The sequence below is a fragment of the Pelomonas candidula genome (assembly GCF_043555985.1).
GTDB lineage: Bacteria > Pseudomonadota > Gammaproteobacteria > Burkholderiales > Burkholderiaceae_C > Pelomonas > Pelomonas candidula.
This window is the reverse complement of record NZ_JBIGIC010000003.1, coordinates 1-22,964: the sequence shown is the minus strand read 5'-3', so window position 1 is coordinate 22,964 and position 22,964 is coordinate 1. Positions and strand designations below refer to the sequence as shown.

General features: G+C 68.7%; 23 protein-coding genes and 1 tRNA gene. 18 read left to right on the top strand and 6 right to left on the bottom strand.

From position 1 onward, the window contains the following. Positions 1–23: 23 nt before the first annotated feature. Genes nosR through ACG04R_RS06260 form a run of 3 tightly spaced genes read left to right on the top strand, consistent with a single transcriptional unit; the run spans position 24 to position 4,073 of the window. Positions 24–1,352, top strand: a complete 1,329-nt coding sequence (gene nosR, locus ACG04R_RS06270) for a response regulator c-di-GMP phosphodiesterase, NosR family (RefSeq protein ID WP_394407287.1) — start codon at positions 24–26, stop codon at positions 1,350–1,352. 19 nt (positions 1,353–1,371) lie between these two features. Further along, a complete protein-coding gene (locus ACG04R_RS06265; protein WP_394407286.1) occupies positions 1,372–1,962 on the top strand; it encodes a response regulator in 591 nt (196 codons plus the stop codon). Continuing rightward, on the top strand, positions 1,959–4,073 hold the full coding sequence (locus tag ACG04R_RS06260) for an ATP-binding protein (RefSeq protein WP_394407285.1): 2,115 nt from the start codon (positions 1,959–1,961) through the stop codon (positions 4,071–4,073). Before ACG04R_RS06265 ends, ACG04R_RS06260 begins: the two co-directional genes overlap by 4 nt. Positions 4,074–4,079: 6 nt before the next feature. On the opposite strand, the gene ACG04R_RS06255 is transcribed toward ACG04R_RS06260, so the two are convergent. Further along, positions 4,080–5,060, bottom strand: coding sequence for a potassium channel beta subunit family protein (locus ACG04R_RS06255; RefSeq protein WP_394407284.1), 981 nt, complete (start codon positions 5,058–5,060; stop codon positions 4,080–4,082). Between the two features lie 87 nt (positions 5,061–5,147). Here ACG04R_RS06255 and ACG04R_RS06250 point away from each other — a divergent pair, with 87 nt between their 5' ends. From ACG04R_RS06250 to ACG04R_RS06215, 8 genes are all read left to right on the top strand, one after another. Beyond that, on the top strand, positions 5,148–6,329 hold the full coding sequence (locus tag ACG04R_RS06250) for an FAD-dependent monooxygenase (RefSeq protein ID WP_394407283.1): 1,182 nt from the start codon (positions 5,148–5,150) through the stop codon (positions 6,327–6,329). A gap of 22 nt (positions 6,330–6,351) precedes the next feature. Next, on the top strand, positions 6,352–6,990 hold the full coding sequence (locus ACG04R_RS06245) for a hypothetical protein (protein WP_394407282.1): 639 nt from the start codon (positions 6,352–6,354) through the stop codon (positions 6,988–6,990). 135 nt (positions 6,991–7,125) lie between these two features. Further along, on the top strand, positions 7,126–7,455 hold the full coding sequence (locus tag ACG04R_RS06240; RefSeq protein ID WP_394407281.1) for an NINE protein: 330 nt from the start codon (positions 7,126–7,128) through the stop codon (positions 7,453–7,455). 88 nt (positions 7,456–7,543) lie between these two features. Then, entirely contained in the window at positions 7,544–8,794 is a 1,251-nt protein-coding gene (locus ACG04R_RS06235) for a glutamate-5-semialdehyde dehydrogenase (protein ID WP_394407280.1), read from the top strand. 113 nt (positions 8,795–8,907) lie between these two features. After that, a complete protein-coding gene (locus tag ACG04R_RS06230) occupies positions 8,908–9,360 on the top strand; it encodes a hypothetical protein (RefSeq protein ID WP_394407279.1) in 453 nt (150 codons plus the stop codon). 118 nt (positions 9,361–9,478) lie between these two features. Continuing rightward, positions 9,479–10,183 (top strand): 7-cyano-7-deazaguanine synthase QueC, encoded by a 705-nt coding sequence (gene queC, locus ACG04R_RS06225; protein WP_394407278.1) that lies wholly within the window; start codon positions 9,479–9,481, stop codon positions 10,181–10,183. Further along, a complete protein-coding gene (locus tag ACG04R_RS06220; RefSeq protein ID WP_394407277.1) occupies positions 10,180–10,725 on the top strand; it encodes a LemA family protein in 546 nt (181 codons plus the stop codon). Before queC ends, ACG04R_RS06220 begins: the two co-directional genes overlap by 4 nt. A gap of 30 nt (positions 10,726–10,755) precedes the next feature. Next, the gene (locus tag ACG04R_RS06215; protein WP_394407276.1) at positions 10,756–11,229 is read left to right on the top strand and encodes a TlpA family protein disulfide reductase; all 474 of its coding nucleotides are present in this window, start codon (positions 10,756–10,758) and stop codon (positions 11,227–11,229) included. A 6-nt stretch (positions 11,230–11,235) separates the two neighbouring features. Here the strand turns inward: ACG04R_RS06215 and ACG04R_RS06210 are convergent, their stop codons facing one another. Together ACG04R_RS06210 and folE are read right to left on the bottom strand one after the other, a co-directional pair. Next, entirely contained in the window at positions 11,236–11,658 is a 423-nt protein-coding gene (locus ACG04R_RS06210) for a BLUF domain-containing protein (protein WP_394407275.1), read from the bottom strand. A 5-nt stretch (positions 11,659–11,663) separates the two neighbouring features. After that, entirely contained in the window at positions 11,664–12,356 is a 693-nt protein-coding gene (gene folE, locus ACG04R_RS06205) for a GTP cyclohydrolase I (protein ID WP_394407274.1), read from the bottom strand. Between the two features lie 41 nt (positions 12,357–12,397). Here folE and rsmB point away from each other — a divergent pair, with 41 nt between their 5' ends. From rsmB to ACG04R_RS06170, 7 genes are all read left to right on the top strand, one after another. Then, positions 12,398–13,750, top strand: coding sequence for a 16S rRNA (cytosine(967)-C(5))-methyltransferase RsmB (gene rsmB, locus ACG04R_RS06200; protein ID WP_394407273.1), 1,353 nt, complete (start codon positions 12,398–12,400; stop codon positions 13,748–13,750). A 1-nt stretch (position 13,751) separates the two neighbouring features. Continuing rightward, positions 13,752–14,312 (top strand): DUF4390 domain-containing protein, encoded by a 561-nt coding sequence (locus tag ACG04R_RS06195; RefSeq protein WP_394407272.1) that lies wholly within the window; start codon positions 13,752–13,754, stop codon positions 14,310–14,312. A gap of 217 nt (positions 14,313–14,529) precedes the next feature. After that, positions 14,530–16,815, top strand: a complete 2,286-nt coding sequence (locus ACG04R_RS06190; protein WP_394407271.1) for a sensor histidine kinase — start codon at positions 14,530–14,532, stop codon at positions 16,813–16,815. A gap of 6 nt (positions 16,816–16,821) precedes the next feature. Then, on the top strand, positions 16,822–17,559 hold the full coding sequence (locus tag ACG04R_RS06185) for a response regulator (protein ID WP_394407270.1): 738 nt from the start codon (positions 16,822–16,824) through the stop codon (positions 17,557–17,559). 70 nt (positions 17,560–17,629) lie between these two features. Continuing rightward, positions 17,630–17,705, top strand: a tRNA-Phe gene (locus ACG04R_RS06180). Positions 17,706–18,144: 439 nt separating this feature from the next. Then, positions 18,145–19,503: a tyrosine-type recombinase/integrase gene (locus ACG04R_RS06175; protein ID WP_394407269.1), complete on the top strand. Its 1,359-nt coding sequence runs from the start codon at positions 18,145–18,147 to the stop codon at positions 19,501–19,503. A 211-nt stretch (positions 19,504–19,714) separates the two neighbouring features. Next, entirely contained in the window at positions 19,715–20,173 is a 459-nt protein-coding gene (locus ACG04R_RS06170; protein WP_394407268.1) for a hypothetical protein, read from the top strand. Between the two features lie 211 nt (positions 20,174–20,384). Here the strand turns inward: ACG04R_RS06170 and ACG04R_RS06165 are convergent, their stop codons facing one another. The 3 genes from ACG04R_RS06165 to ACG04R_RS06155 all read right to left on the bottom strand — a co-directional run bounded on the left by ACG04R_RS06165 (position 20,385) and on the right by ACG04R_RS06155 (position 22,654). Continuing rightward, positions 20,385–20,645, bottom strand: a complete 261-nt coding sequence (locus tag ACG04R_RS06165; protein ID WP_394407267.1) for a helix-turn-helix transcriptional regulator — start codon at positions 20,643–20,645, stop codon at positions 20,385–20,387. A gap of 345 nt (positions 20,646–20,990) precedes the next feature. Further along, positions 20,991–21,911: a nucleotidyl transferase AbiEii/AbiGii toxin family protein gene (locus ACG04R_RS06160; protein WP_394407266.1), complete on the bottom strand. Its 921-nt coding sequence runs from the start codon at positions 21,909–21,911 to the stop codon at positions 20,991–20,993. Next, a complete protein-coding gene (locus ACG04R_RS06155) occupies positions 21,908–22,654 on the bottom strand; it encodes a type IV toxin-antitoxin system AbiEi family antitoxin domain-containing protein (protein ID WP_394407265.1) in 747 nt (248 codons plus the stop codon). The genes ACG04R_RS06160 and ACG04R_RS06155 overlap by 4 nt, the downstream gene beginning before the upstream one ends. Positions 22,655–22,964: the final 310 nt, after the last annotated feature.

Here is a 22,964-nt window from a genome sequence, read left to right as displayed (position 1 = left end):
TCCGGGGCCGCCGGAGTTCTGCCATGGATGCCCCCCTCGCCCCGTTCGTTTCCGCTTCGCCCGCCGCTGAGCCGGCGACGGTGCTGTTCGTGGACGATGAGGCTTCCATCCTCAGCGCGCTGCGGCGGCTGTTCAGGCCTCAGGGTTACCGCGTGCTGCTGGCGGAGGGTGGTGCGGCGGCACTGGCGCTGCTGGAGCAGGAGCATGTGGACCTGGTGCTGTCGGACATGCGCATGCCGGGCATGGACGGCGCGCAGCTGCTTCAGACGGTGCGTGAGCGCTGGCCGGACGTGGCGCGGCTGCTGCTGACGGGCTATGCGGACATCGGCTCGACGATCGCCGCAATCAACCAGGGCGAGATCCAGCGCTATGTCGCCAAGCCCTGGGACGACCATGAGCTGCTGCTGGCCGTCGGTGATGCGCTGGAGCGCAACCGGTTGCAGGCGGAGAACCGTCGCCTGCTGGCGCTGACCCGCGAGCACAACGAGCAACTGGAGCGCCGTGTGGCGGCCCGCACGGCGGAGCTGTCGCAGGTGAACGCGATGCTGGAGCAGGCCTTCGCCGAGCAGCGCGAGCACTTCCTGCTGTCGATCAAGGTGTTCGCAGGGCTCATGGAGCTGCGCGAGGGCGTGCTGGCCGGCTATTCCGAGCGCGTCGGCCAGCTGGCGCGGCGCCTGGCGGCGGCGCTGGATCTGTCGCCGTCGCAGCAGGAGGAGTGCTACGCCGCCGGGCTGCTGCACGAGGTGGGCAAGATCGGCCTGCCCGATGCGCTGCTGCGCAAGCCGGTGTCGGTGATGCGCGATGACGACCTGGCGCGCTGGCGCCGCTATCCGCTGCAGGGCGAGGCGGCGCTGATGCCGCTGACCGGCCTGCGCGGCGCGGCGCGGCTGGTGCGCTGGCACCAGGAGCGGCTGGACGGCCACGGCTTCCCGGACGGCCTGGGCGGTGCCGAGCTGCCGCTGGCGGCCCAGGTCGTGGGGCTGGCCGCCACGTACGAGGGGCTGCAGGCCGGCCGGCTGTCCGAGCGCCGCCACAGCCCCGAGCAGGCCCGCGCCGCCGTGCGCGGCGCGGCCGGCACGCATTTCGCACCGGCGGTGGTGGACGCCTTCGAGCGCCTAATGACGACCGCGCCCAGCCAGGCGCCGAGGGAACGGCATCTGGTGGCAGCCGATCTCAAGCCCGGCATGGTGATGGCGCACGACCTGCTGAGCCCTCACGGCACGCTGCTGCTGGCGGCGGGCTTCGTGTTCGACGCGCCCGTCATCACCACCATCCGCGACCTGCTGGCCCGCGAAGGGCTGGACATCGTCTTCCGCATCCGCGGCCTGCCCACCCCCGCCGTCCCCGCCTGACGCCCATCCGAGAACGCCCATGCCCTTCGAAACCTCCTTCTCCCCCCCCGGCCCGTTGCACGTGCTGCTCGTGGACGACGAGCCGGCCATCCTGAGCGCGCTGGTGCGCACGCTGCGCCGTGGCGTCGCGGACGGGTTGTGGCCCGAGCTGCGGCTGGAGACCTTCACCGAACCCGTGGCCGCGCTGGCACGGGCGGCTGAACAGGCCTTCGCGCTGGCGATCAGCGACTTCCGCATGCCTGGCATGAATGGCGCGCAGTTCCTGGCCCGGCTGCGCGAGTGCCAGCCCGACTGCCGGCGCGTCGTGCTGTCCGCCCATGCGGACTTCGAAGGGCTCACCGACGCCATCAACTCGGCCCGCATCTCGCTGTTCCTGGCCAAGCCGTGGAACGAGCCCGAGTTGCTGGCCGTCGTGCACGAGCAGTTGCACGAGCACCAGCGCGCCGTGGAGCTTCATCTGCTGGCCGAGCAGCAGCGCCTGGCGCGCGGCGAGCTGTCGCCGCAGGAGCTCGAGCGCCGCCGGCTGGAGCGCCTGGAGCCCGGCATCACGCGGGTCAACTGGAGCAGCGACGGCGCCTACGTCCTCGACGCCGCCGCGGTCGGGTCATGAGTGCCCCCGCTCCCGCGCTGCCAGCCGGCCTGCGCGCGGGGCTGGAGGCGGTCTGCGCGCCGCTGCTGGCGCACGACGGCACGCACATCGTGTTCGCCAACGACGCGATGCTGCGCCTGCTGGGCCGCTCGGCGGACGAGCTGGCACTGCTGGCCCCGCAGGCCTGGGCCGCCGCGCCGCAGCAGGCCGCACTGCGCGACTACGGCTGCCGCTGCCTGGGCAGCGACGAGGCGCTGCCGGCCATGGAGATCGAGGCGCTGAGCGCCAGCGGCAGCAGCCGCCACCTGGAGATCACCGCACGCCGGCTGGCCTTGGCGGAGGGCGGCGCGCCGCTGGTGCTGCTGAGCTGCCAGGACCTCAGCGACATGCGCCACGTGCAGAACAGCCTGCTCGAGGTGGGCCGGGTCATGTACCAGATCGTCGAGAACGGGCCGGTGGCCAGCTACGTGATCGACAGCGGCCACCACGTGACGCACTGGAACGCCGCCTGCGCCCAGCTCACCGGCCAGCCGGCCTTGCAGATGCTGGGTGGCGACGAGACCTGGCGCGCCTTCCACGCCGAACCGCGGCCGACGCTGGCAGAACTCATCGTCGACGGCCGCGTGGACAGCGACGGGCCCCTGTACTACGGCAGCGACCTGCAGCGCTCGCCGCTGCTGCCCGACAGCTATGCCTACGAAGGCTTCTTCCCGCAGCTGAGCCCCGGCGGGCGCTGGCTCTATGTGACGGCCGCGCCGTTGCGCGGCATCGACGGCCAGGTGATGGGGGCCATCGAGACACTGCAGGACGTGACCACCCGGCATCGCGCCGAGGAGCAGCTGCGCCGCCATCAGGTGGAGCTGGAATCCATCGTTGCCCAGCGCACGGCCGAACTGCGACTGACGCACCAGGAGCTGGAGGCTTTCCTGGAAAACGCTTCGGTGGGCATCATCGCCACGCGCGAGCTGAAGATCTCGCGCAGCAACAAGAAGTTCGCCGAGATCCTGGAGCTGCCGCCCGAGCCTGCGCCGGCCGAGCTGCCGCTGCGGCGCTTCTTCCTCGACGACGGCGACTTCCATGACCTCGGCCGCCTGGCCGTCGGCGCGCTGCGGGCCGGCACGTCGCTGGTCCACGAGATGTGGATGCGCACGTGGACCGGTCGCCGCATCTGGGTGCAGCTCATCGCCTATGCATCCAACCCGGCGGGCAGTTCGCCCGGCATGTGGTGGCTGCTGCAGGACCACAGCGAGGTCATGCGCGCGCAGGAGGAGCTGGTGCGCAACTACCGCAACATCCAGGAGACCAACGCGCGGCTGGAGGAGGCGCAGAACCAGCTGCTGCAGTCCGAGAAGCTGGCCTCCATCGGCCAACTGGCAGCCGGCGTCGCGCACGAGATCAACAACCCCGTCGGCTTCGTCAACTCCAACCTCGGCACGCTGCGCCGCTATGTCGAGCAGTTGCTGGCGCTGGTGAACGCCTACGCGGCCCGCGCCCGCGGTCCTGCCGACGCCGAGCTGGCGGCGCTAGAGAAGGCGGCGGACCTGGACTTCCTCGCCGAGGACCTGCCGCTGCTGCTGCGCGAGAGCGAGGACGGCCTGTCGCGCGTGCGCAAGATCGTGCAGGACCTGAAGGACTTCTCGCGCGTGGACCATGCCGACTGGCAGGACGCCGACCTCAACGCGGGCCTGGAGTCCACGCTCAACGTGGTCATGAACGAGGTCAAGTACCGCGCCGACGTGAAGCGCCAGTACGGCACGCTGCCACCGGTGCGCTGCCTGGCGGGGCAGCTCAACCAGGTGTTCATGAACCTCATCGTCAACGCCGCGCACGCGATGCCGGCGGACCGCCGCGGCGTCATCACGCTTGCCACCGGCGTGGCCGAGCAGGGCGGGCGCGACTGGGCCTGGATCGAGGTGGCCGACGACGGCTGCGGCATGCCGCCCGAGGTGCAGCGCCGCATCTTCGAGCCCTTCTACACGACCAAGCCGGTGGGCCAGGGCACGGGGCTGGGGCTGTCGATGTCGTTCTCCATCGTGCAGAAGCACGGCGGACGCATCGAGGTGCAGTCCGCGCCCGGCGAGGGCACCCGCTTCAGGGTGTGGGTGCCCGTCGCCAGGCCGGCCGTGGGCTGACGGAGGTCAGCCGGCCAGCGGCTTCGTGATCGCGTCGATGCGCTCGACGACCTCGGCGGTCAGCTTCGGCGTGACGGCCAGCGCGCCGAGGTTGTGCTTGAGCTGCTCCAGCCGGCTGGCACCCAGGATGACGCTGGACACGCGCGGGTTGCGGTTGGCCCAGGCGATGGCCAGCTGGGCGGTGTCGCAGCCCAGCTCGGCGGCGATCTCCGCCAGCTTCGCCACGGCGTCGTTCTTGGCCTTGTCCTGCACGTTGTCGCGCAGCCAGGCCATGCTCTCCAGCGCCGCGCGGCTGCCGGCCGGGATGCCGCTGCGGTATTTGCCGGTCAGCAGGCCCGAGGCCAGCGGGCTCCAGGTGGTGAGGCCCAGGCCGATGTCGTCGTAGAGCCGCGCGTACTCCTGCTCGACGCGCCGGCGATGGAAGAGGTGGTACTGCGGCTGCTCGACGACCGGCTTGTGCAGGTGGTGGCGCTCGGCGATGTCCCACGCAGCGCGGATGTCAGCCGCGCTCCACTCGCTGGTGCCCCAGTACAGCGCCTTGCCCTGGCGGATGATGTCGCTCATGGCCCAGACCGTCTCCTCGATGGGCGTGTGCGGGTCTGGGCGGTGGCAGTAGATCAGGTCCAGGTGTTCCAGCTGGAAGCGCTTGAGCGACGCGTCCACGGCCTGCATCAGGTACTTGCGGTTCAGCGTGTCCTTGCGGTTCACGGTCACGCCGTCGCGGGCCAGGCCCCAGAAGAACTTGCTGGAGACGATGTAGTCCAGCCGGTTCCAGCCCAGCGCCTTGAAGGCCTGGCCCATGACGACCTCGCTCTCGCCCTGGGCATAGACCTCGGCGTTGTCGAAGAAGTTCACGCCCGCGTCGAAGGCGGCGGCGAGCATCTCGGTGGCGGCCTTGGTGTCGACCTGGTTGTGATACGTGACCCAGGAGCCGAGCGAGAGTTCGGAGACCTGGAGGCCGGCGCGGCCGAGGCGGCGGTATTGCATGGGCGATCCTGTCAGGGGGCTGAGGAAAGGGCGGCAGCTTACGCGGGCTCGAATGCGCCTGCCGACCGGCCGGGTATCGTTGAGGGCATGAACCTCGCCGTCATCGGCGCCGGCCCCGCCGGCCTCGCGCTCGCCCTGCTGGCCGCCGAGCGCCTGCCACAGGCCCGCATCCATCTCTTCGACACCCGGCCGCTGGACCGTGACATCCGTGGCGACGCGCGCACGCTGGCGCTCAACCTCGGCAGCGTGCGGCTGCTGCAACGCCTGCACGCCTGGCAGCCCGCGACGGCCCAGGCCATCCAGACCGTGCACGTCAGCCAGGCGCCGCCCGCGCCGGTGGCGGGCGAAGTGTGGATACGCGCGGCCGACCAGGGCCTGCCGCAGCTGGGCGCCGTGCTGCCCTACGGCGCGCTGGTGGCGCCGCTGCAGCAGCGCTGGCTGGACGTGGCGGCCGGCGAGCCGCAGCGGCTGTTCACCCGCTTCGGCACCGCCGTGCACGCCATCCGCTCCGAGGCTGGCGGCGTGGAGCTGGACAGCGGCGAAGGGCCGCTCGTCGAGCGCTTCGACCTCGCCGTCGTCGCCGAGGGCGGCGTGTTCGCCGAGCAGGCCCGCAAGCGCATCAGCAGCGACTACCACCAGAACGCCTGGGTCGGCAGCGTGCGCCTGGCCGCGCCGGGGCTGCAGGGGCTGGCCATCGAGCGCTTCACGCGCAACGGGCCGCTGGCGCTGCTGCCGCTGCCCGACGACGCGCAGGGCCCGCGCGCCGCGCTGGTGTGGTGCCTGCCGCAGGCCGAGGACGACATCGCCTCCCTCAACGATGCCCAGCGCCTGACCGTCATCCAGCAGCAGCTGCCTGCCGCGGCCGGCCGGCTCACCGGCATCTCACCGCTGAAGTGCTTCCCGCTGGGCCTGAACGCCGAGACGCGGCTGCTGCAGGGCCGCACGCTGCGCATCGGCAACGCGGCGCAGACGCTGCACCCCGTCGCCGGCCAGGGGCTCAACCTCGGCCTGCGCGACGCCCAGGCCCTGGTGGACGCGCTGCGCGATGCGGCTGAAACCGGCCAGGGCCTGGACACCGTGCTGGCCCGCATCGACTGGCAGCGCGCGCCCGACCGCTGGCCCATGATCGCCGCCACCGATTTCCTTGCCCGCAGCTTCGCGTGGCGCCTGCCCGGGCTGCCCGCGCTGCGTGGCCTGGCGCTGGCAGGGCTGGAGCTGGCCACGCCGCTGAAGACGGCCGTGGCCCGACGCATGATGTTCGGCGGCTGATCCAGCCGCCCAGGGAGTACCGATGCAGTTCAACCTCACCCTCGCCGCAGCCCTGCTGGCCGCCGCGGCCTTGCCGGCAGGGGCGCAGACCCCCGGCGCGCCCACGCTGCCGCTGATCGCACCGACCAAGCCCATCGCCGGCCAGTCGCAGGAGGAATGGTCCAAGCGGTGGTGGCGCTGGGCGCTGTCCTTCGACGACGACGGCAGCCCCGTCGGCGACCCCGACGGCAGCCTCTGCGCCGAGGGCCAGAGCGGGCCGGTCTGGTTCCTGGCCGGCACCTACGAGACGGCGCGCACCGTTCGCAAATGCCGCGTGCCGGCGGGCAAGACGCTGTTCTTCCCGCTCGTCAACTTCATCGCCGTCGAGCCGGACGACGAGGAGGAGAGCTGCGCCTCGCTGAAGCGCCGCGCCGCCGAGCTGGCTCCCGCGCCCACGGCGCTGGTGCTGGAGGTCAACGGCAAGCGCTTCACCGGCCTGGCCGCGCACCGACAGGTCACGCGGCGTTGCTTCCACGTTGCCGACGATGACGACACGCTGGCCGCCGGCAACGGCTTCTACGTGGCGCTGGGCCCGCTGAAGAAGGGCCGCTACACGCTGAACTTCGGCGGCATCCTGCCCGAGCTGTCGCAGGCGGTGACGTACACCATCGACGTCGACTGACCGGCCTGCGCGCCGGCTGGGCTCCTGGGTAATTTCCCCGTTGCTGCGGGGCTGCCGCTCGCTAGAGTTCGCCGCTCCCAACGCGGGGCATGCCATTCGGCTGCGCCCCTCAGAAGACCAGGAGGAAACCCGTCCATGAATGCCATCGCCAAGGGCCCCGACGAAAAGTTCTGCAGCGAGTGCGGAGCCGTCATCAAGGTCAGGGCCGAGATCTGCCCCAAGTGCGGTGTGCGCCAGTTGCCGCCGCCGACGCAGGCGGCCGAGGGCCGCAACCGTGTGGTCGCCGCGCTGCTTGCCTTCTTCATCGGCGGTTTCGGCATCCACCGCTTCTACCTGGGGCGGACCGTCTCCGGCGTGCTGTACCTGCTCTTCTTCTGGACGTTCATCCCCGCCATCCTGGCGTTTGTCGAGACCGTCCGGCTCCTGATCATGTCCGACGCCACGTTCGCCCAGAAATACCCCTGAGCTCAGGCCCCTGGCGGTACGACGCTGCGCAAGCCTCGCTAAGGCCTTGACGAAGCGCTGCCGCGCCGCCCTTTGGGACAATCGACCCATGAGCCTCACCGCCTACATGGACGACCTCGGCCGCGCCGCCCGCGCCGCCGCCACGCAGATGGCCGCCGCCTCGACGGCTGCCAAGAACACCGCACTCCTGGCCCTGGCCCGCCGCCTGCGCGAGGCCGGCCCAAGCCTGGCCGAAGCCAACGCCCGCGACCTGGCCGGTGCCGCCGAGCTGAGCGGCCCGTTGCGCGACCGCCTGAAGCTGGACGCCAAGACGCTGGCCACGGTGGCCGAAGGCTGCGAGCAGATCGCCGCCATGCCCGACCCGGTCGGCGAGATCACCGGCGTGAAGCGCCGCCCGACCGGCATCAGCGTGGGCCAGATGCGCGTGCCGCTGGGCGTGTTCGGCATGATCTACGAGAGCCGCCCCAACGTGACCATCGAGGCCGCGTCGCTGGCCATCAAGAGCGGCAACGCCTGCATCCTGCGCGGCGGCTCCGAGGCCATCCATTCCAACCTCGCGCTGGCCGAGATCGTCAGCGCGTCGCTCGAAGAAGCCGGCCTGCCGCGCGCGGCCGTGCAACTCGTCAACACGACCGACCGGGCCGCCGTGGGTCTCCTGATCAGTTCGCCGCAATGGGTGGACGTCATCATCCCGCGCGGCGGCAAGGGGCTGATCGAGCGCATCAGCGCCGAGGCCAAGGTGCCCGTCATCAAGCACCTGGACGGCAACTGCCACAGCTATGTGGACGAGCAGGTCGATCTGGCGCAGGCCGTCAAGGTCGTCGACAACGCCAAGACGCAGAAGTACAGCCCCTGCAACGCGACCGAATCGCTGCTGGTGCATGCGGCGCAGGCCAAGGCCTTCCTGCCGCTGATCGCCGAGGTGTTCACCGCCAAGGGCGTCGAGATGCGCGGCTGCGGCCGCACCTGCGCGCTGCTGCCGGCGGCGGTGCCGGCGACCGAGGAAGACTGGTCCACCGAGTACCTGGCACCCATCATCAGCATCAAGGTGGTGGACTCGCTGGACGAAGCCATCGCCCACATCAACCGCTATGGCTCGCACCACACGGATGCGATCCTGACGACCAATCACCCCAACGCGATGCGCTTCCTGCGCGAGGTGGATTCGGCCAGCGTGATGGTCAATGCCAGCACGCGTTTTGCCGACGGCTTCGAGTACGGCCTGGGCGCCGAGATCGGCATCTCCACCGACAAGTTCCACGCCCGCGGGCCGGTGGGGCTGGAGGGTCTGACGTCGATGAAGTGGGTGGTGTTGGGGCAGGGAGAGGTGCGGGGCTGAGTCGTGCCACCTGATCCTGCCGAAGCCACTGGATGGCTTCGCTGGCGTGATACGGGAATAGTGGCCTGACCAGCTTTCCCCGAGACGGTTGCTGCCGCCTTAGCATCCCGGCCATGAACAAATCCAGTGGGGAGCGGATGCCGCAGGTCAAGGCGAAATGGAGAGCCTTGGTGCCAACTCTGGTGCTGCTGGCTGCGGCGCATGCTCACGCCGCGCCCGAGGCGCTGCCACGGCATGGCGTCGTCATGTTCTCCAACCTGTGTGTTGGCGAGCGCAGCGGTGACCTCCATGGCCTGCGCATCACGTTGAGGCGCATCGGCGACGTGGACGATCTGATGTTCGAGCTTGAGAACGAGCCGCCGCAGCGTATCTGGCCGGTGCGGGTCGAGGGCGACAAGTTGAGCTTCACGATACCCAAGCCGTACAGCGGCGCCGCGGTGGTCGCGCGACTGCTCCGGCACGGCGAGACGCTGCAACTGGACGGCCCGGTCGTCAATGCAGACTCAAAGGATCAGATCGAGCTTCGCCGCATCACGAACTTCGCTCGGGGTTTGCCCAACTGCTGAGCAGAACCGGCGCGGCCCGCATACCTCGCCGAGAACCGCCTACCAGTCCACTTTGCCTGGTGCGCAGACGGGAGCTGATCCATGCGGGCAATCGGGGCGCCCGGGTAGCATCCCGCCCATGCAAGACTCCCGCAAAGCCCTCGTCCTCTTCTCCGGCGGCCAGGACTCCACCACCTGCCTGGCGTGGGCGCTGGACCGCTATGCCGAAGTCGAGACGCTGGCGTTCGACTACGGCCAGCGTCACCGCGTCGAGCTGGACTGCCGCAACACCGTGCGCGCCGAGATTGCGCGCCAGTTCCCGGCCTGGGCCGGCAAGCTGGGTGCCGACCACCTGCTGGATCTGGCCGTGCTGGGCCAGATCAGCGACACCGCGCTGACCAGCGAGCGTGCCATCGAGCTGCAGGCCAATGGCCTGCCCAACACCTTCGTGCCCGGCCGCAACCTGCTGTTCCTCACCTTCGCCGCGACGCTGGCCTATCGCCGCGGCGCCAGCGTGCTGGTGGGTGGCATGTGCGAGACCGATTTTTCGGGCTACCCCGACTGCCGCGACAACACGATGAAGGCGATGCAGGTGGCGCTCAGCCTGGGCCTGGACACGCCGATGACGCTGGAGACGCCGCTGATGTTCATCGACAAGGCTGCCACCTGGCGCCTCGCCGAAAGCCTGGGCGGCGACGCGCTCGTGAAGCTCATCGTCGAGGAGACGCATACCTGCTACCTCGGCGAGCGCGGCGAGCTGCGTCCCTGGGGCCATGGCTGCGGCCAGTGCCCGGCCTGCGCGCTGCGGGCGAGCGGCTTCGAGCGCTACCGGGCTGGCGCATGACGACGTGGCAGTGGATCGGCGTCGCGGTGGCGGCGCTGCTGTTCTTCTGGGGCGTGGGGGCCTACAACCGGTTGATGTCGCTGCGCAATGCCATCGGCGAGGCCTTCGCGCAGCTGGACACCCACCTCAAGGAGCGCAGCGAGGTCTGCGACAAGCTGCTGGCGGCTGTCGCCCCGCGCCTGCCCAGCGAGCAGGCCACCTTCGATGCGCTGGCCGCGGCGCAGGCCGAGTCCCAGGCCGCCACGCAGGCGGTGCGCGTCAAGCCCTGGGCGCCCGACCCCGCCGGCAGCCTGGCGGTGGCCGGCGCGTTGCACGCGGCGGCGCTCACGAGATTGATGTCGCTGCTGGATCACCAGGCCGAACTGCGCAGCGAGACCGAGATCGACGGGCTGATCAGCGAGCTCAAGCTCGTCGAGCGCCAGCGCGCCTTCACGCGCCAGGTCTTCAACCAGGCCGTGGGGCAGTACAACGAGGCGCTGCGGCAGTTCCCGACGCGGGTGCTGGCGAACCTGTACGGCTTCAGCGAAGCGCGGTCGCTGTAAGGCCTGGGGCGACTCGCGCGACGGAGCGGCATGCGCCTGCTCACCGCCCTCCTGCTTGCCATCAGCTTCTCCGCCAAGGCCCAGCCTGCATTGTTGGAGGGGAACACGCTGGACGGCCAGCGCTTCAGCCTGGAGGCGTTGCGGGGCAAGGTGGTCATGCTGTTCTTCTGGAACACCGACTGCGTGCCCTGCCTGCAGAAGATGCCCGAACTGCGTGCCAACGCCGCGGGCTGGCGCGGCAAGCCGTTCGAGCTGGTGCTGATCAGCACCGATCGTGACCGCGCCGCAGCGCTGGGTTACCTGCAGACCCTGAAGCAGGTCGACAGGAACACGCCCGGCTTGCCGGCGTTGTGGGCCGGCGATCTGCGCTTCGGTGGCGGCGTCGCGGCACCGGCTGGTGTGCCGCTGACGCTGGTGATCAACGGGCAGGGGCTCATCCAGGCCCGGCACGTCGGCCGCATCAGCGACGAGGCCTGGGACGAGGTGGCCGGCCTGCTGCCCTGATGCGACTCAGCTGACCGCGATGGCGCCCGAGTCGCACATCTCGCGGAACAGCGCGGCCATGGCCTGGCCACTCATCGTGTACGGGTCCAGGCGCCCGGTCTCCGAATACTTCAGCAGCAGCGCCGGATTGAGCCGGTGCAGGTTGACCTGGCCCATGGTCCAGCCAGCGAAAGCGCGTTCGATGATTTCTTCGTAGGCGAGCAGGATCACATCGCGGTGACGTGGGTCCTCGACGATGCGCTTGTAGCGTGCGTTGATGGCGTCGCGGCCGCCTTCCAGCACCTGTACGAAGATGCCTTCGCTGAAGCACAACAACCCTGTGATCCCCTCCGCCGGGTTGTGCTCACGCGAGGACTTGAGGATGGCGGCGAGGTCGCCATCGGCAGGCGCCGCGGTGGCGCGGCTGGCGTACATGAGTCGAACCAGCATGGTGGTCAGCCTTTGGAAATCAGTGACAGGAATTCGCGCCGCAGGTTGGCGTCCTTCAGGAAGGCCCCGCGCATGACGCTGTTGGTCATCTTGGACTCGCTGTCCTTCACGCCGCGCCAGTGCATGCAGAAGTGGTCGGCCTCCATGACCAACGCCAGTCCGTCGGGCTGCACGCGCTCCTGCAGTTCGTTGGCCAGCATCGTGACGGCCTCCTCCTGGATCTGCGGGCGGCTCATGATCCAGTCGCACAGCCGCGCGTACTTGGACAGGCCGATCAGGTTGGAGTGCTCGTTGGGCAGCAGGCCGATCCAGACCTTGCCCATGATGGGGCACAGGTGGTGCGAACAGGCGCTGCGCACGGTGATCGGGCCGACGATCATGAGCTCGTTGAGGCGGCTGACGTTGGGGAACTCGGTGACCGACGGGGCCTGTGCGTAGCGACCCGCGAACACCTCGCGCAGGAACATCTTGGCCACGCGCTTGGCCGTCTCCTGCGTGTTGTGGTCGCTGTCGGTGTCGATGACCAGGCTCTTCAGCACTTCCTGCATCCTGGCCTGCACCTCTTCCTGCAACGCATCCAGCTCGCCGGGCTCGATGAAGGCGGCGATGTTGTCGTTGGCATGGTGGCGGCAGCCGGCCGACACGAGGCGGTAGCGGATGCGCTCGGAGACGGGCGCGTCGGGGGCGGGGGCAGTCATGACGCGGATTCTCACGTCAAGCGCACTTCTACACTGAAGGCATGTCCCAAAGCCCCCAAACCGCCGGCCAGAGCGCCCCGCTGCACCGGCTGCTCTCCCAGGCCGCCGACGCGGTGCAGGGCGTGCGCGAGGGCAAGTCCCTCACCGACCTGCTGGCCCGCGTGCCGGCCGACCTGCGCCCCGGCACCCAGGCGCTGGCCTTCGCGGCGCTGCGCCGCCTGGGCTCGGCAGAAGCGGCCCGCCAGCAGTTGGCGCCCAAGGCGCCGCCGCCGCGCGTGGACGCGCTGCTGCTCGTCGCGCTGGCGCTGCTGTGGCCCGACCCCGAGCCCGCGAACACGGCGATGTACGCCGACCACACGCTCGTCGACCAGGCCGTCCACGCCGCCAAGCAGCGCGCGCCGGCCAGTGCCGCCTTCGTCAACGCCGTGCTGCGCCGCTTCCTGCGCGAGCGCGACGCCATCGTGGTTGCCGCCCAGCGCAGCCCGCTGGGGGCCTTCAACCACCCGGCGTGGTGGGTGGAAAAGCTGAAGGCCGACTGGCCCGGCCAGTGGCAGGCCATCCTGGCCGCCAATAACCGCCCGCCGCCGATGACGCTGCGCGTGCACGCCCAGCGCGACACGGCGGCCGAGTACGTCGAGCGCCTGGCCGGCCTCGGCATGCCGGCGCGCGCTCTCGGCGCGCCGACGCCACAGGCCGTCGTGCTGGACAAGCCGGCGCCGGTGTCGGCGCTGCCCGGTTTCGCGGAGGGGCTGGTCTCGGTGCAGGACGCCGCCGCCCAGCTGGCCGCGCCGCTGGTCGTCGGCGCCGGGCCTGATCGAAAACTCAGGCCGGGCGCCCGCGTGCTGGATGCTTGTGCCGCCCCGGGCGGCAAGACGGCCCACCTGCTGGAGCTGCAGCCCGACCTGCAGCTCACCGCGCTGGACGCCGACGCCCAGCGCCTGACCCGCGTGCAGGACAACCTGAAGCGCTTGCAACAAAGCGCAACCTTGAAGGCCGCCGACGCCCGCCAGACCGCCACCTGGTGGGACGGCCAGCCCTTCGACGCCATCCTGCTCGACGCCCCCTGCAGCGCCTCCGGCATCGTGCGCCGCCACCCGGACGTGCGCTGGCTGCGCCGGCCGGACGACATCGCCTCGCTCGCCCGCATCCAGGCTGAGCTGCTGGACGCGCTGTGGCCGCTGCTGGCCCCCGGCGGGCGTCTCGTCTACGCCACTTGCTCGGTCTTCCGGGCCGAGGGGCAGGCGCAGCTCGACGCATTTTTGCAACGCCAGCCTGACGCGAAGTCCCATGCCGTGCCCGGGTTCACGGGTCACCTGCTGCCCCTGGCTGACAATGCCGCGCAGCCTCAGCCGCCCCTGGACGGCTTCTTTTACGCCCTGTTGACCAAGCCCTGATTTGTTCGCCCGGATCGCCATCGCCGCCTTTTTTGCCCTGCTGCTCGCCCTGTTGCCGGGTGCTGCGCGGGCCGAAGGCGTCGAGCTGGCTCATCTCGCGACGCGCAAGGTCGACGATGGCCTGGAGCTGAGCTTCACGACCCGCTTCGACCTCAGCCGCCCCGCCGAGGACGCGCTGCACAAGGGCGTGCCGCTGTATTTCGTCGCCGAGGTCAACGTGCTGCGCAACCGCTGGTACTGGCGCGACGCCCGTATCGCCCAGGTCGAGCGCACCTGGCGCCTGGCGTGGCAGCCGCTGACGCGGCAGTACCGCGTGTCGATGGGCGGACTGCACCAGAGCTTCGCGACGCTGGACGAGGCGCTGAACGTCGTCCGCGGCGTGAGTGGCTGGCACATCGCCGAGCCGCGGGATATCGAGGACGGCGGCAGCTACTACCTCGAGTTCAGCTTCAAGCTCGACGTCAGCCAGCTGCCGCGGCCGATGCAGATCGGCCTGCAGTCGGGCTTCGCGCTGAGCATCGAGCAGAAGCGCCACTTCGCGCCTGACTTCACACTGAAGTGATGCCCCTCGTCCAAGGAGTACCTTGGCCGGGACCGCGCTGCGGCCGGCCGCAGCGCTTCGGCAGGCACATCCCGCCCACCGGGCGCGATGTGTTCAGCCTCAGCCCCCGAGGGGACGGCGATGCTTGCGGCGTTGAGCCGCAAGCACATCGCCATGACGGGCCGGCTTGGGGCGGCCCGGCGCTCGGCCCGGCAATTGCGGCGCCGGGGCAACTGAAATGACCAAAGTCGCGCGCTGGGGCTGGGTCATCACGCTGGTGACTCTCACGGGCGTTGCCGGGGTTCTGGCCTTCGTGCTCATCGTCGGCACGACCTCCGAGCGCGGCTTCTTCGAGCGGCACTACCACTGGCTCTACTGGGTCAATGTGGGCGTGGCCGTCGTGCTGACGCTGGTCATCCTGACGGCCGCCGTGCGGCTGTTCGTGCGCGTGCGCCGCGGGCGCTTCGGCAGCCGGCTGCTGCTCAAGCTGGCCGGCATCTTCGCGCTGGTGGGCGTGGTGCCGGGCGTCATGATCTACGCCGTCTCCTACCAGTTCGTGAACCGCAGCATCGAGACCTGGTTCGACGTGCGCCTGGCCACCGCGCTGGAAGCCGGCCTCAACCTCGGCCGCGGCACGCTGGATGCGCTGGTGGCCGACCTCGGCACCAAGACCCGCGACGCAGCCGACCAGCTGGCCGACACCAGCACGCCCCAGCTGCTCGCGCTGGAGCGGCTGCGCGACAAGCTCGGCGCGCGCACCATCGCCCTCGTCGGCGGCAACGGCCAGATCCTGCTGGAGAGCGGTGCCGACACCCGCCAGCTCACGCCCGACCGACCCAGCAGCACGATGCTGCGCCAGGCTCGCGGCGGCGGCGTGGCCAGCCAGCTCGAAGGCCTGGAGGACGAGGCGGCCGCGCTGCAGGGTGGCGCGCAGATCCGCACGCTGGCGCTGCTGCCCAACACCGAGCTGCGGCTGGGTCTGGGCGAGCGCTACCTGATGGTCATCCAGCGCATCCCGGCCAGCATGCTCAGCAACGCGCTGGCCGTGCAGGCCGCCAACAGCGAATACCAGCAGCGCTCGCTGGAGCGCGTGGGCCTGCGCCGCATGTACCTGGGCACGCTGACGCTGGTGCTCATCCTGGCCGTGTTCGCCGCGCTGCTGCTGGCCGTCACGCTGGGCAACCAGCTCGCGCGCCCGCTGCTGATGCTGGCCGACGGCATGCGGCAGGTGGCTCAGGGCGACCTTTCCGTGCGGCCGGTGCTCGCGTCCCGCGACGAGCTGGGCGGCCTGACGCGCTCCTTTGCCGACATGACCGGCCAGCTCGCCGACGCGCGTGCCCAGGTGTCGCACACCGTGGCCGAGCTCGACGCCGCGCGCACCCACCTGCAGACCATCCTCGACAACCTGACCGCCGGCGTGCTCGTCTTCGATGCCGAAGGCCTCCTCGAAACCGTCAACCCCGGTGCCACGCGCATCCTGCGGCTGCCGCTGTCCGCCTACATCGGCCACACGCTGGCCGAGGTGCCCGGCCTGGCCGACTTCGCCGCCTCGCTGAACCAGCGCTTCGACCAGAGCGCCAGCCACGACGGCACCGGCGAACTCGACCGCGAGCTGTGGCAGGAATCCTTCGAGCTGGCGCTGCACCCCAAGCAGGACCCGCTGACGCTGCTCGTGCGCGGCGCGCCGCTGCCCTTCGGCGCGCGGCTGGTCGTGTTCGACGACATCTCCGAAGTCGTCTCCGCGCAGCGCTCCGCCGCGTGGAGCGAGGTCGCACGCCGCCTGGCCCACGAGATCAAGAACCCGCTGACGCCCATCCAGCTGTCCGCCGAGCGCATGCAGCACAAGCTCGAAGCCAAGCTCGAAGGCGCCGATCAGGCCATGCTCGTGCGCTCGGTCGCCACCATCGTCAACCAGGTGCAGGCGATGAAGCAGCTCGTCAACGAGTTCCGCGACTACGCCCGCCTGCCGTCCGCGCAACTCAAGCCGCTGGACCTCAACGCCCTCGTTCACGAGGTGCTCAGCCTCTATGCGGAGGCGCAGGAAAAAGGCCACCTGGCCGCGCGGCTCGAGCCTGGCCTGCCGCCGATCAAGGGCGACGCGAGCCAGTTGCGCCAGGTCATCCACAACCTTGTGCAGAACGCGCTGGACGCCGTGCAGGACCGCCCCGACGGGCGCGTCATCGTGCGCTCGACACTGTCGTTGACCGAGACCGGCGCGCCGCGCTCGGTGCGACTGCACATCACCGACAACGGCCCCGGCTTCGCCGAGAAGGTGCTCAAGCGCGCCTTCGAACCCTATGTGACGACCAAGACCAAAGGCACCGGCCTGGGCCTGGCCGTCGTGAAGAAAATCGCCGATGAACACGGCGCGCGCATCTCCCTGCGCAACCTGCATCCCGCAGCAGCTGCGGGTTCTCCCCTTGATGAGGGAAGCGAGCCGCCGGTGACCGGCGCGCAAGTTTCGCTATCATTTTCCAATCTTGCGCCCGTCACCGAGCCCGGTGCGGCGACCGCCAAGACCTAAGGATTCATGGCCACCATTCTTGTTGTCGACGATGAGCTGGGCATTCGCGCCCTGCTGTCAGAGATCCTCAGCGACGAGGGGCACACCATCGAGCTTGCCGAGAACGCCGCCCAGGCGAGGGCAGCGCGCGAGCGCTCACGCCCCGATCTCGTGCTGCTCGACATCTGGATGCCTGATGTCGACGGGGTCACCCTGCTCAAGGAATGGGGCGGCGCCGGCCTTCTCACGATGCCCGTCATCATGATGAGCGGCCACGGCACCATCGACACGGCGGTGGAGGCGACCAAGTTCGGCGCCATCGCCTTCCTCGAAAAGCCCATCACGCTGCAGAAGCTGCTGCGCGCCGTCGAGCAGGCGCTGGTCAAGACCGCCCCGCCGCGCCCCGCGCCGGCCGTCGTTGGCCTGCCCAGCTATGCCCGCCCCGAGCCAGTGCCCAGCATGAGCCTGGGCGGCGGCATGCCGGTTGCGCCCAGCCAGGGCGCCGGCGTCTCCGGCCACCTGCCCGGCGGCGTGGGCAGCGGCAACCACGTGCTGGCATCCGAGCAGAGTTTCGAGCTCGACCGCCCGCTGCGCGAGGCACGCGACGCGTTCGAGAAGAGCTACTTCGAGTTCCACCTCGCCAAGGAAAATGGCTCCATGACTCGCGTCGCCGAGAAGACCGGCCTGGAGCGCACGCACCTGTACCGCAAACTCAAGCAACTGGGCGTGGACCTGAGCCGCAACAAGCGCGGCGCAGGTGGTTGATCTGAAAACGCTGTGCTATAGTGGCGGACTTCGCTGACCGGCCACTCGGTTGTTCAGTGATCCAGACAAAGGCCAAGTAGCTCAGTTGGTAGAGCAGCGGATTGAAAATCCGCGTGTCGGTGGTTCGATTCCGCCCTTGGCCACCAGAATTCATCCCTTGCAAATCAACGATTTGCGAGAGACGAGAAAAGAAGCGGCCCCTAAGAAGGCCGCTTTTTTGTTGGTTTGTGGCAGATTTACTGACACTCGCATCAAGCGACGTCAGGAAACGACTGCCCGGAGACTGCGCTCGACCACGCATCACTGCGCACGTCGACCCCTCCAAACCAAGCCGTGACCGAGGGCGAAAAAGCGCCTCCAGGGCCCGCCAGTGCTGCTCTATTACACGGATATAAGTCCGTTCTCCTAAACGCAACTCCACTACTTAGGAGTTGTTTGTGACCTCACAAAAAGCCAGTTCGGTCGTCGCCCTGACGACCTCTTTCGCGGCGTGGCTGCCGCACACCACCCACGCGGCCATCGCGTGTTCGTCGTCCACCTCTGCGCCTGCTCCCGTCGGTCGCGCTTCCGTTCAGGAGGTGTGTCATGGCTGAGGCATATCGTGTAGCGACCGGCTGGGCCATTCGCCCACAAATCGGCGGTGAGCGCGTCTACTTAGACGGCTTCTCGACCAAGACTGCGGCCGAGAAAGAGGCCAGGCGCCTGCTCTGCGAGTACGAGGACCGTGGCGCGCCTAAGCACGCCGGCCCCCACAAGACCACGCTCGCCAAAGCGATGCAGCTGTATGGGCTGGAGCGATTGCCCTTCCTCAAAGGCGCCGAGCAAGAAGCCAACCGCATCAACAAGGTTCTGCGTGCGGCCGGTGAGCGCGTCTTGAGCGTCAAGCGCATCGACGCACCGACCCCGGATGACATCGTGAGGGCGGCCGAGAACAAAGAGACCCCGGAGGACTCGCCTCCGAAGAAGGGTGCGCTCTTCAAAGTCGAGCTGAAGTCCGCCGCCGACAGCGCCAAACGCGCCATCCCGAAGGGGCTGCATCAGCACCGCCAGGGGCTCGCGACCAAGACCCTCAAGAGCGACAAGTGCCGCACAGAGCTGGCCAAGAGCAAGGTCGCTGACATCACGCGCCACCAAGTGCAAGAACTGATGGATGCGTTGCGCAGCGACGGCCTGTCGGCCTCGAGCTTGCAGTTAGAACGCGCGACCTTGCGCGTGTTCTTCTACCACGCAGCGGCGTCCTGGAACTGGACCGTACCCGCGCAGAACCCGGCGACCAAGCTGAAGATGCCCAGCGTCGACAACGGCCGCGACCGGGTCATGTCGGAAGAGGAGCAGGAGCGGCTCGAGAGCGCACTGGAGGACTGCCGTAACAAGATGGTGCCGCACATCCTCACGCTGCTGCGAGAGACGGCCATGCGCTCGTCCGAGCCCTTGCAGCAGGCCAAGTGGTGTGATGTGCAGTGGGAGCGCAATGTGCTTCACCTGGATGACGGGAAAGCCGGACAACGCGATGTGCCGCTGTCGCCGCTGGCCGTGCGGGCGCTGCGCGAGATGCAAGCGATGCAGCCGGGCGCCCACCCGCGGTCGTGCATCGTCAACGTCAGCTACGAGGCCCTCAAAGCAGCGTGGAAGCGCGCTTGCGAGCGGGCGGGCGTCGATGGCTTGAACATGCACGACCTGCGCCACACGGCTGCGACGCGCTTGATGCTCAAGACCGGCAACATGTCCATCGTCCAAGCGCTCACCGGGCACAAGACGCTGTCGCAGCTGGGCCGCTACATCAACGTGAAGGCGGACGACGTCGTCAAAGTGCTGCACGCGGAACCCTTGCCGCCGAACCCGCCCGCGGCGTCGTCGCCGACTCCGCAGCGCATCACGCCGGTCATCGACTCTGTCGAAGGCAATGTGGTGCGCCTGCAGCTGGCGCAGGGGAGGGCAGCATGAGCAAGACGCGCGATGAAGTGAGGCGTCAACCTCCGTGCCGGCAGGTCGCTCGGCCTGCCGAGTTTCTGGGCTTGTCGTGGTTCCTGCAGCTGGCACCCCTGAGCGCCGAGGTGCGGGCTCAGCACGACGCGCTGGCGCGGTGCTTGGGGGTGGTTCCGCTGGAGGACGGTGACCTGGTGCAAAGCAGCTCTGCAGCGACAGAAACGGGGAGGTGCGCATGAACTGGGACTCGCATCACGATGTCATCCGTCGATTGCTGTCGCGCGTGAGCCCCTCGGGCTGGCGATGGCAGCCGGTCGAAGGTACGGCTGGACCGGCCTGGGAGCTCGTGCAAGACGGGGCGGCACCGAGCGAGGTGTTTGCGCTGGGCGAGGTCTTGTCGGGGCAGGCGCGGCTGATTGCGGCCTTCACGCCCAGCGTCTTGTCGTCGCTCGAAACGGCCGAGGAGCAGCGCCTGGAGGCCGCTGAGCGACTGGAGCAGGCCTCGTTGGTGTTGCGGCGCCACCTGCGGCGATGCCATCGGCTCAAGCAGCAGGAGCACTACGAGGACCTGCGGCAGTTGACGCAGCTGCTCTCAGGCGTGCTCGAGAACGTCGGGGCGTCGGTGCACGCATCATCGGTGCTGCTGGAGGCGCTGGAAGAGGCGCAGCTGGTGCATCGCACGGGGTGAGCGCGATGCGGCCCTCAACGGCGGTTGGGGGGCGTTGAAACGGTGAAGAACCGAAGAAGCGCTATGGGGGCGCCAGGCCTTTGGGTCTGGCGCCCCATTTGTTGTTGGGTGCAATGGCAGTCAGCTCGCCATGAAGCACCGCCCCGGCATCGGTGATGTCGGGGCGGTGCATGGTGTGAGCCTTCGGCGCGCCAAGCGCGTGACGAGGCGGTCAGGCGTCGGGTTGCCAGTTCTCCTGCCGGAGGAAGAGCGCTTCGTGCCACGCGAGAACGGCTTTGCGGCTCCAGTAAGCGCGTTTGCCGATGCGCACCGGCGGCGGGAAGGCGCCGCGGCGCACGGCCATTTCGAGTGCGCGAGGCGAGAGCTGCAGGTGCTCGCACACCTGCGCCTTGGTCATCGAATGGTTCGCGGAGGTGGTGGGGATGGTGGTGGTGATGGGGGCCGTGGTCGGCACCGGAGTTGCGACGGTCATGGGTCAAACAAGAAGTGTTGGATTCCTGTTTAGGTAGGTCGTTTATCCGTATCGGCGGGGAAGGCGGTCTGCGCAGCGACTGAAGGAGCAGAGGCTGGGGTAAGGGGCTGGTGGGCGTGACTGGAGCGCGCTGGGAGCCGTTACGGAATTTGTTCGTAATGGGCCGTAATGCACCGTGGTCGCTGCGGGCGTGGGGTGTTCGGCGGGCGCCCGGAATGAGCTGGGGAGGGGTTTTTCCACCAAGTTTGCGCAGATTTGCGCAAAGTCGGTGGAAAGTGAAATAAATCAAATACTTACGATGCTTCTGCCGCGGATTTGTTACAGGTTTGAGCGGTGGCGTCGCGGCTACAGGCCTGCGAAGCCTTCGGCCAGCAGTCGCTCCTGCTCCTCGAATCGGCCTGGGTCACGTCGCTTGAGGGTGCCAAGGTTCTGGAGCTTCCAGCGGATGGCCGGCAACGCCTGGAGCTGCTCGAACCGCATCAGCGACCATGTCGGCTCGCCTCGAACCAGTGACAGGAGAAACGCGCGGTGGTCAGCACTGAGCTGTCGCGGCAGTTCGTGGCGCAGCTGCGCTTGGGTCTGGGTCAGTGCCTCGAGCGAGACGGGTTCTCGGGTCATGCCGACAAACTCGTTCGTGAAGGCGGGCTCCAGAGACTTGGCGGGACCGAACAGGACTTCATGCACCGGCCGGTTGTGGCCGGCCAGGTAGGCCACGAAGCAGTCGACCACCTCGGAGGCCCATCCGAATCGCTGCAGCATGTGCATCACGTCGAAGATGTCCCGCGGATGCTGTCGGTCCATGGCCGCGACGAGCTTGCTGCCGTAGAGCTCCGGCGCAGCCAGCACGGGCAGGGTCACCTCGGTCGTGAACAAGTCCTGAGCGCTGGACGCGAGCGCCTGCGCTTGAACCGGCATCACCGTGCCTCGGAAAACGAAGTTCACCTCTACCTTGACCTGGACGTCGGCGCTTCTGACGGACAGTCGGACTTCGTCGCCCTTTGCATTGGCGGGCAGGTGCACGTCGAGCCCTCGTGACTGCAGGGTCTGCTGGATGTTGCGCAGTTCGACACCAATGGCGGCGAGGGCCGCTTCTCGGTCCGGCGCGTGGTCGATGAAGACGACGTCGATGTCCACCGACAGTCGAGGCATGTCTTGCACGAACAGGTTCAGCGCCGTTCCGCCCTTCATGGCGAAGAGGCCTGACTGAAACACGGTCTGCGCGATATCCAGCAGCAAGCGGACGGTGGCGATGTAGTCGTCGGTCATGGCTTCTTGAAGTCCAGGCGCTCACCGGTCTTGGAAACGGCAACCCAGCGAGCTCCGCCGCCGATACGCAGGCTGTGCTGCTTGGCCATGTCCGCCCAGGGCAGGCCTAGCTCTCCAGCCAGGCTGGCCGCAGCTCGAACGACCTTGATGCGGGTCACGTGCATCAGGAGCTCATCCAGCACCTTGGCGCGCAGGCTTTGCAGGCCTTCGATGAGCTCTCGAGCTTCGCTCAGGGATTGGGTCTTGCCGACATCGCTCAGCAGCTCCAGCATGGCGCGCTCCGGCACGGAGACGAGGACGCGAGGGTCGCTATTGGGCAGCGGCTGCAACCCCAGCCTGCTGTCCATCGTGCTGTCAAAGAGCTGCGTGACCTGGTACCGGGCCGGAAAGCGCTGCGTGAACCAGGCGGGAAGCGGCTTGGCGCGGTCGCCCCAGAGCGTCAGCGTCTCTCGGAAGGCGATGTTCTGTCGCACGCCGCGCCAAGCCAGGGCCGTCTTGCTGCCGACGTGCAAGCCCGGTATTTGTTCGGCCAGGAAAGCCAGCGAGCCATCTCGGCTGAGCGTGTCGCCGGGCAGCATGTAGACACCCCTTGCGAGGTGGTCCAACCAGCCGCTGCGGGCGAGGGCCGAGGCGCGGAAGTTGGAGACGCCGAGGCGCTTGAGGGCGGCGGTGCCCAGGGGTTCGCCGCGGGGGTGGGCGCGGAGAACCTCCTTGAATGAAACTGTCTCAGATGTTGATGGCACTCATCAACAATAGAGGAAATTTTATGCCGAGGCAACTGTGTTGAATGATTTAAATGCGAAAGTTGATTTCATTCGGCAACAAAAGTGAGTTTTTTATTCATGAGAGCGAGCGACGCCTCTGGGGCGTCAATCGCGTCAGGGTGACAAGACTGGGTACTTCCGACTCAACCAGCGGTCAGAACATGTTGACGCCGACTGAAATTTGACCCACCCGTGAGGGCCCTGCCGACCCAAATTTGACCCAGGTGTTCAACCTACCCTGCCCGAGATATCCACAGCTGGGCGGGGGTGTGAGGAGTGATCACCATGG

Bases quoted from the DNA above. Each gene is read 5' to 3' on its own strand.
- ACG04R_RS06175 (WP_394407269.1), top strand. From the start codon at position 18,145: ATGGCTGAGGCATATCGTGTAGCGACCGGCTGGGCCATTCGCCCACAA.
- ACG04R_RS06260 (WP_394407285.1), top strand. From the start codon at position 1,959: ATGAGTGCCCCCGCTCCCGCGCTGCCAGCCGGCCTGCGCGCGGGGCTG.
- ACG04R_RS06245 (WP_394407282.1), top strand. From the start codon at position 6,352: ATGCAGTTCAACCTCACCCTCGCCGCAGCCCTGCTGGCCGCCGCGGCC.
- ACG04R_RS06220 (WP_394407277.1), top strand. From the start codon at position 10,180: ATGACGACGTGGCAGTGGATCGGCGTCGCGGTGGCGGCGCTGCTGTTC.
- ACG04R_RS06160 (WP_394407266.1), bottom strand. From the start codon at position 21,911: ATGACCGACGACTACATCGCCACCGTCCGCTTGCTGCTGGATATCGCG.
- ACG04R_RS06185 (WP_394407270.1), top strand. From the start codon at position 16,822: ATGGCCACCATTCTTGTTGTCGACGATGAGCTGGGCATTCGCGCCCTG.
- ACG04R_RS06250 (WP_394407283.1), top strand. From the start codon at position 5,148: ATGAACCTCGCCGTCATCGGCGCCGGCCCCGCCGGCCTCGCGCTCGCC.
- ACG04R_RS06215 (WP_394407276.1), top strand. From the start codon at position 10,756: ATGCGCCTGCTCACCGCCCTCCTGCTTGCCATCAGCTTCTCCGCCAAG.
- ACG04R_RS06165 (WP_394407267.1), bottom strand. From the start codon at position 20,645: ATGACCGTCGCAACTCCGGTGCCGACCACGGCCCCCATCACCACCACC.
- ACG04R_RS06210 (WP_394407275.1), bottom strand. From the start codon at position 11,658: ATGCTGGTTCGACTCATGTACGCCAGCCGCGCCACCGCGGCGCCTGCC.
- ACG04R_RS06265 (WP_394407286.1), top strand. From the start codon at position 1,372: ATGCCCTTCGAAACCTCCTTCTCCCCCCCCGGCCCGTTGCACGTGCTG.
- ACG04R_RS06240 (WP_394407281.1), top strand. From the start codon at position 7,126: ATGAATGCCATCGCCAAGGGCCCCGACGAAAAGTTCTGCAGCGAGTGC.
- ACG04R_RS06235 (WP_394407280.1), top strand. From the start codon at position 7,544: ATGAGCCTCACCGCCTACATGGACGACCTCGGCCGCGCCGCCCGCGCC.
- rsmB (WP_394407273.1), top strand. From the start codon at position 12,398: ATGTCCCAAAGCCCCCAAACCGCCGGCCAGAGCGCCCCGCTGCACCGG.
- folE (WP_394407274.1), bottom strand. From the start codon at position 12,356: ATGACTGCCCCCGCCCCCGACGCGCCCGTCTCCGAGCGCATCCGCTAC.
- ACG04R_RS06190 (WP_394407271.1), top strand. From the start codon at position 14,530: ATGACCAAAGTCGCGCGCTGGGGCTGGGTCATCACGCTGGTGACTCTC.
- ACG04R_RS06255 (WP_394407284.1), bottom strand. From the start codon at position 5,060: ATGCAATACCGCCGCCTCGGCCGCGCCGGCCTCCAGGTCTCCGAACTC.
- ACG04R_RS06230 (WP_394407279.1), top strand. From the start codon at position 8,908: ATGAACAAATCCAGTGGGGAGCGGATGCCGCAGGTCAAGGCGAAATGG.
- nosR (WP_394407287.1), top strand. From the start codon at position 24: ATGGATGCCCCCCTCGCCCCGTTCGTTTCCGCTTCGCCCGCCGCTGAG.
- queC (WP_394407278.1), top strand. From the start codon at position 9,479: ATGCAAGACTCCCGCAAAGCCCTCGTCCTCTTCTCCGGCGGCCAGGAC.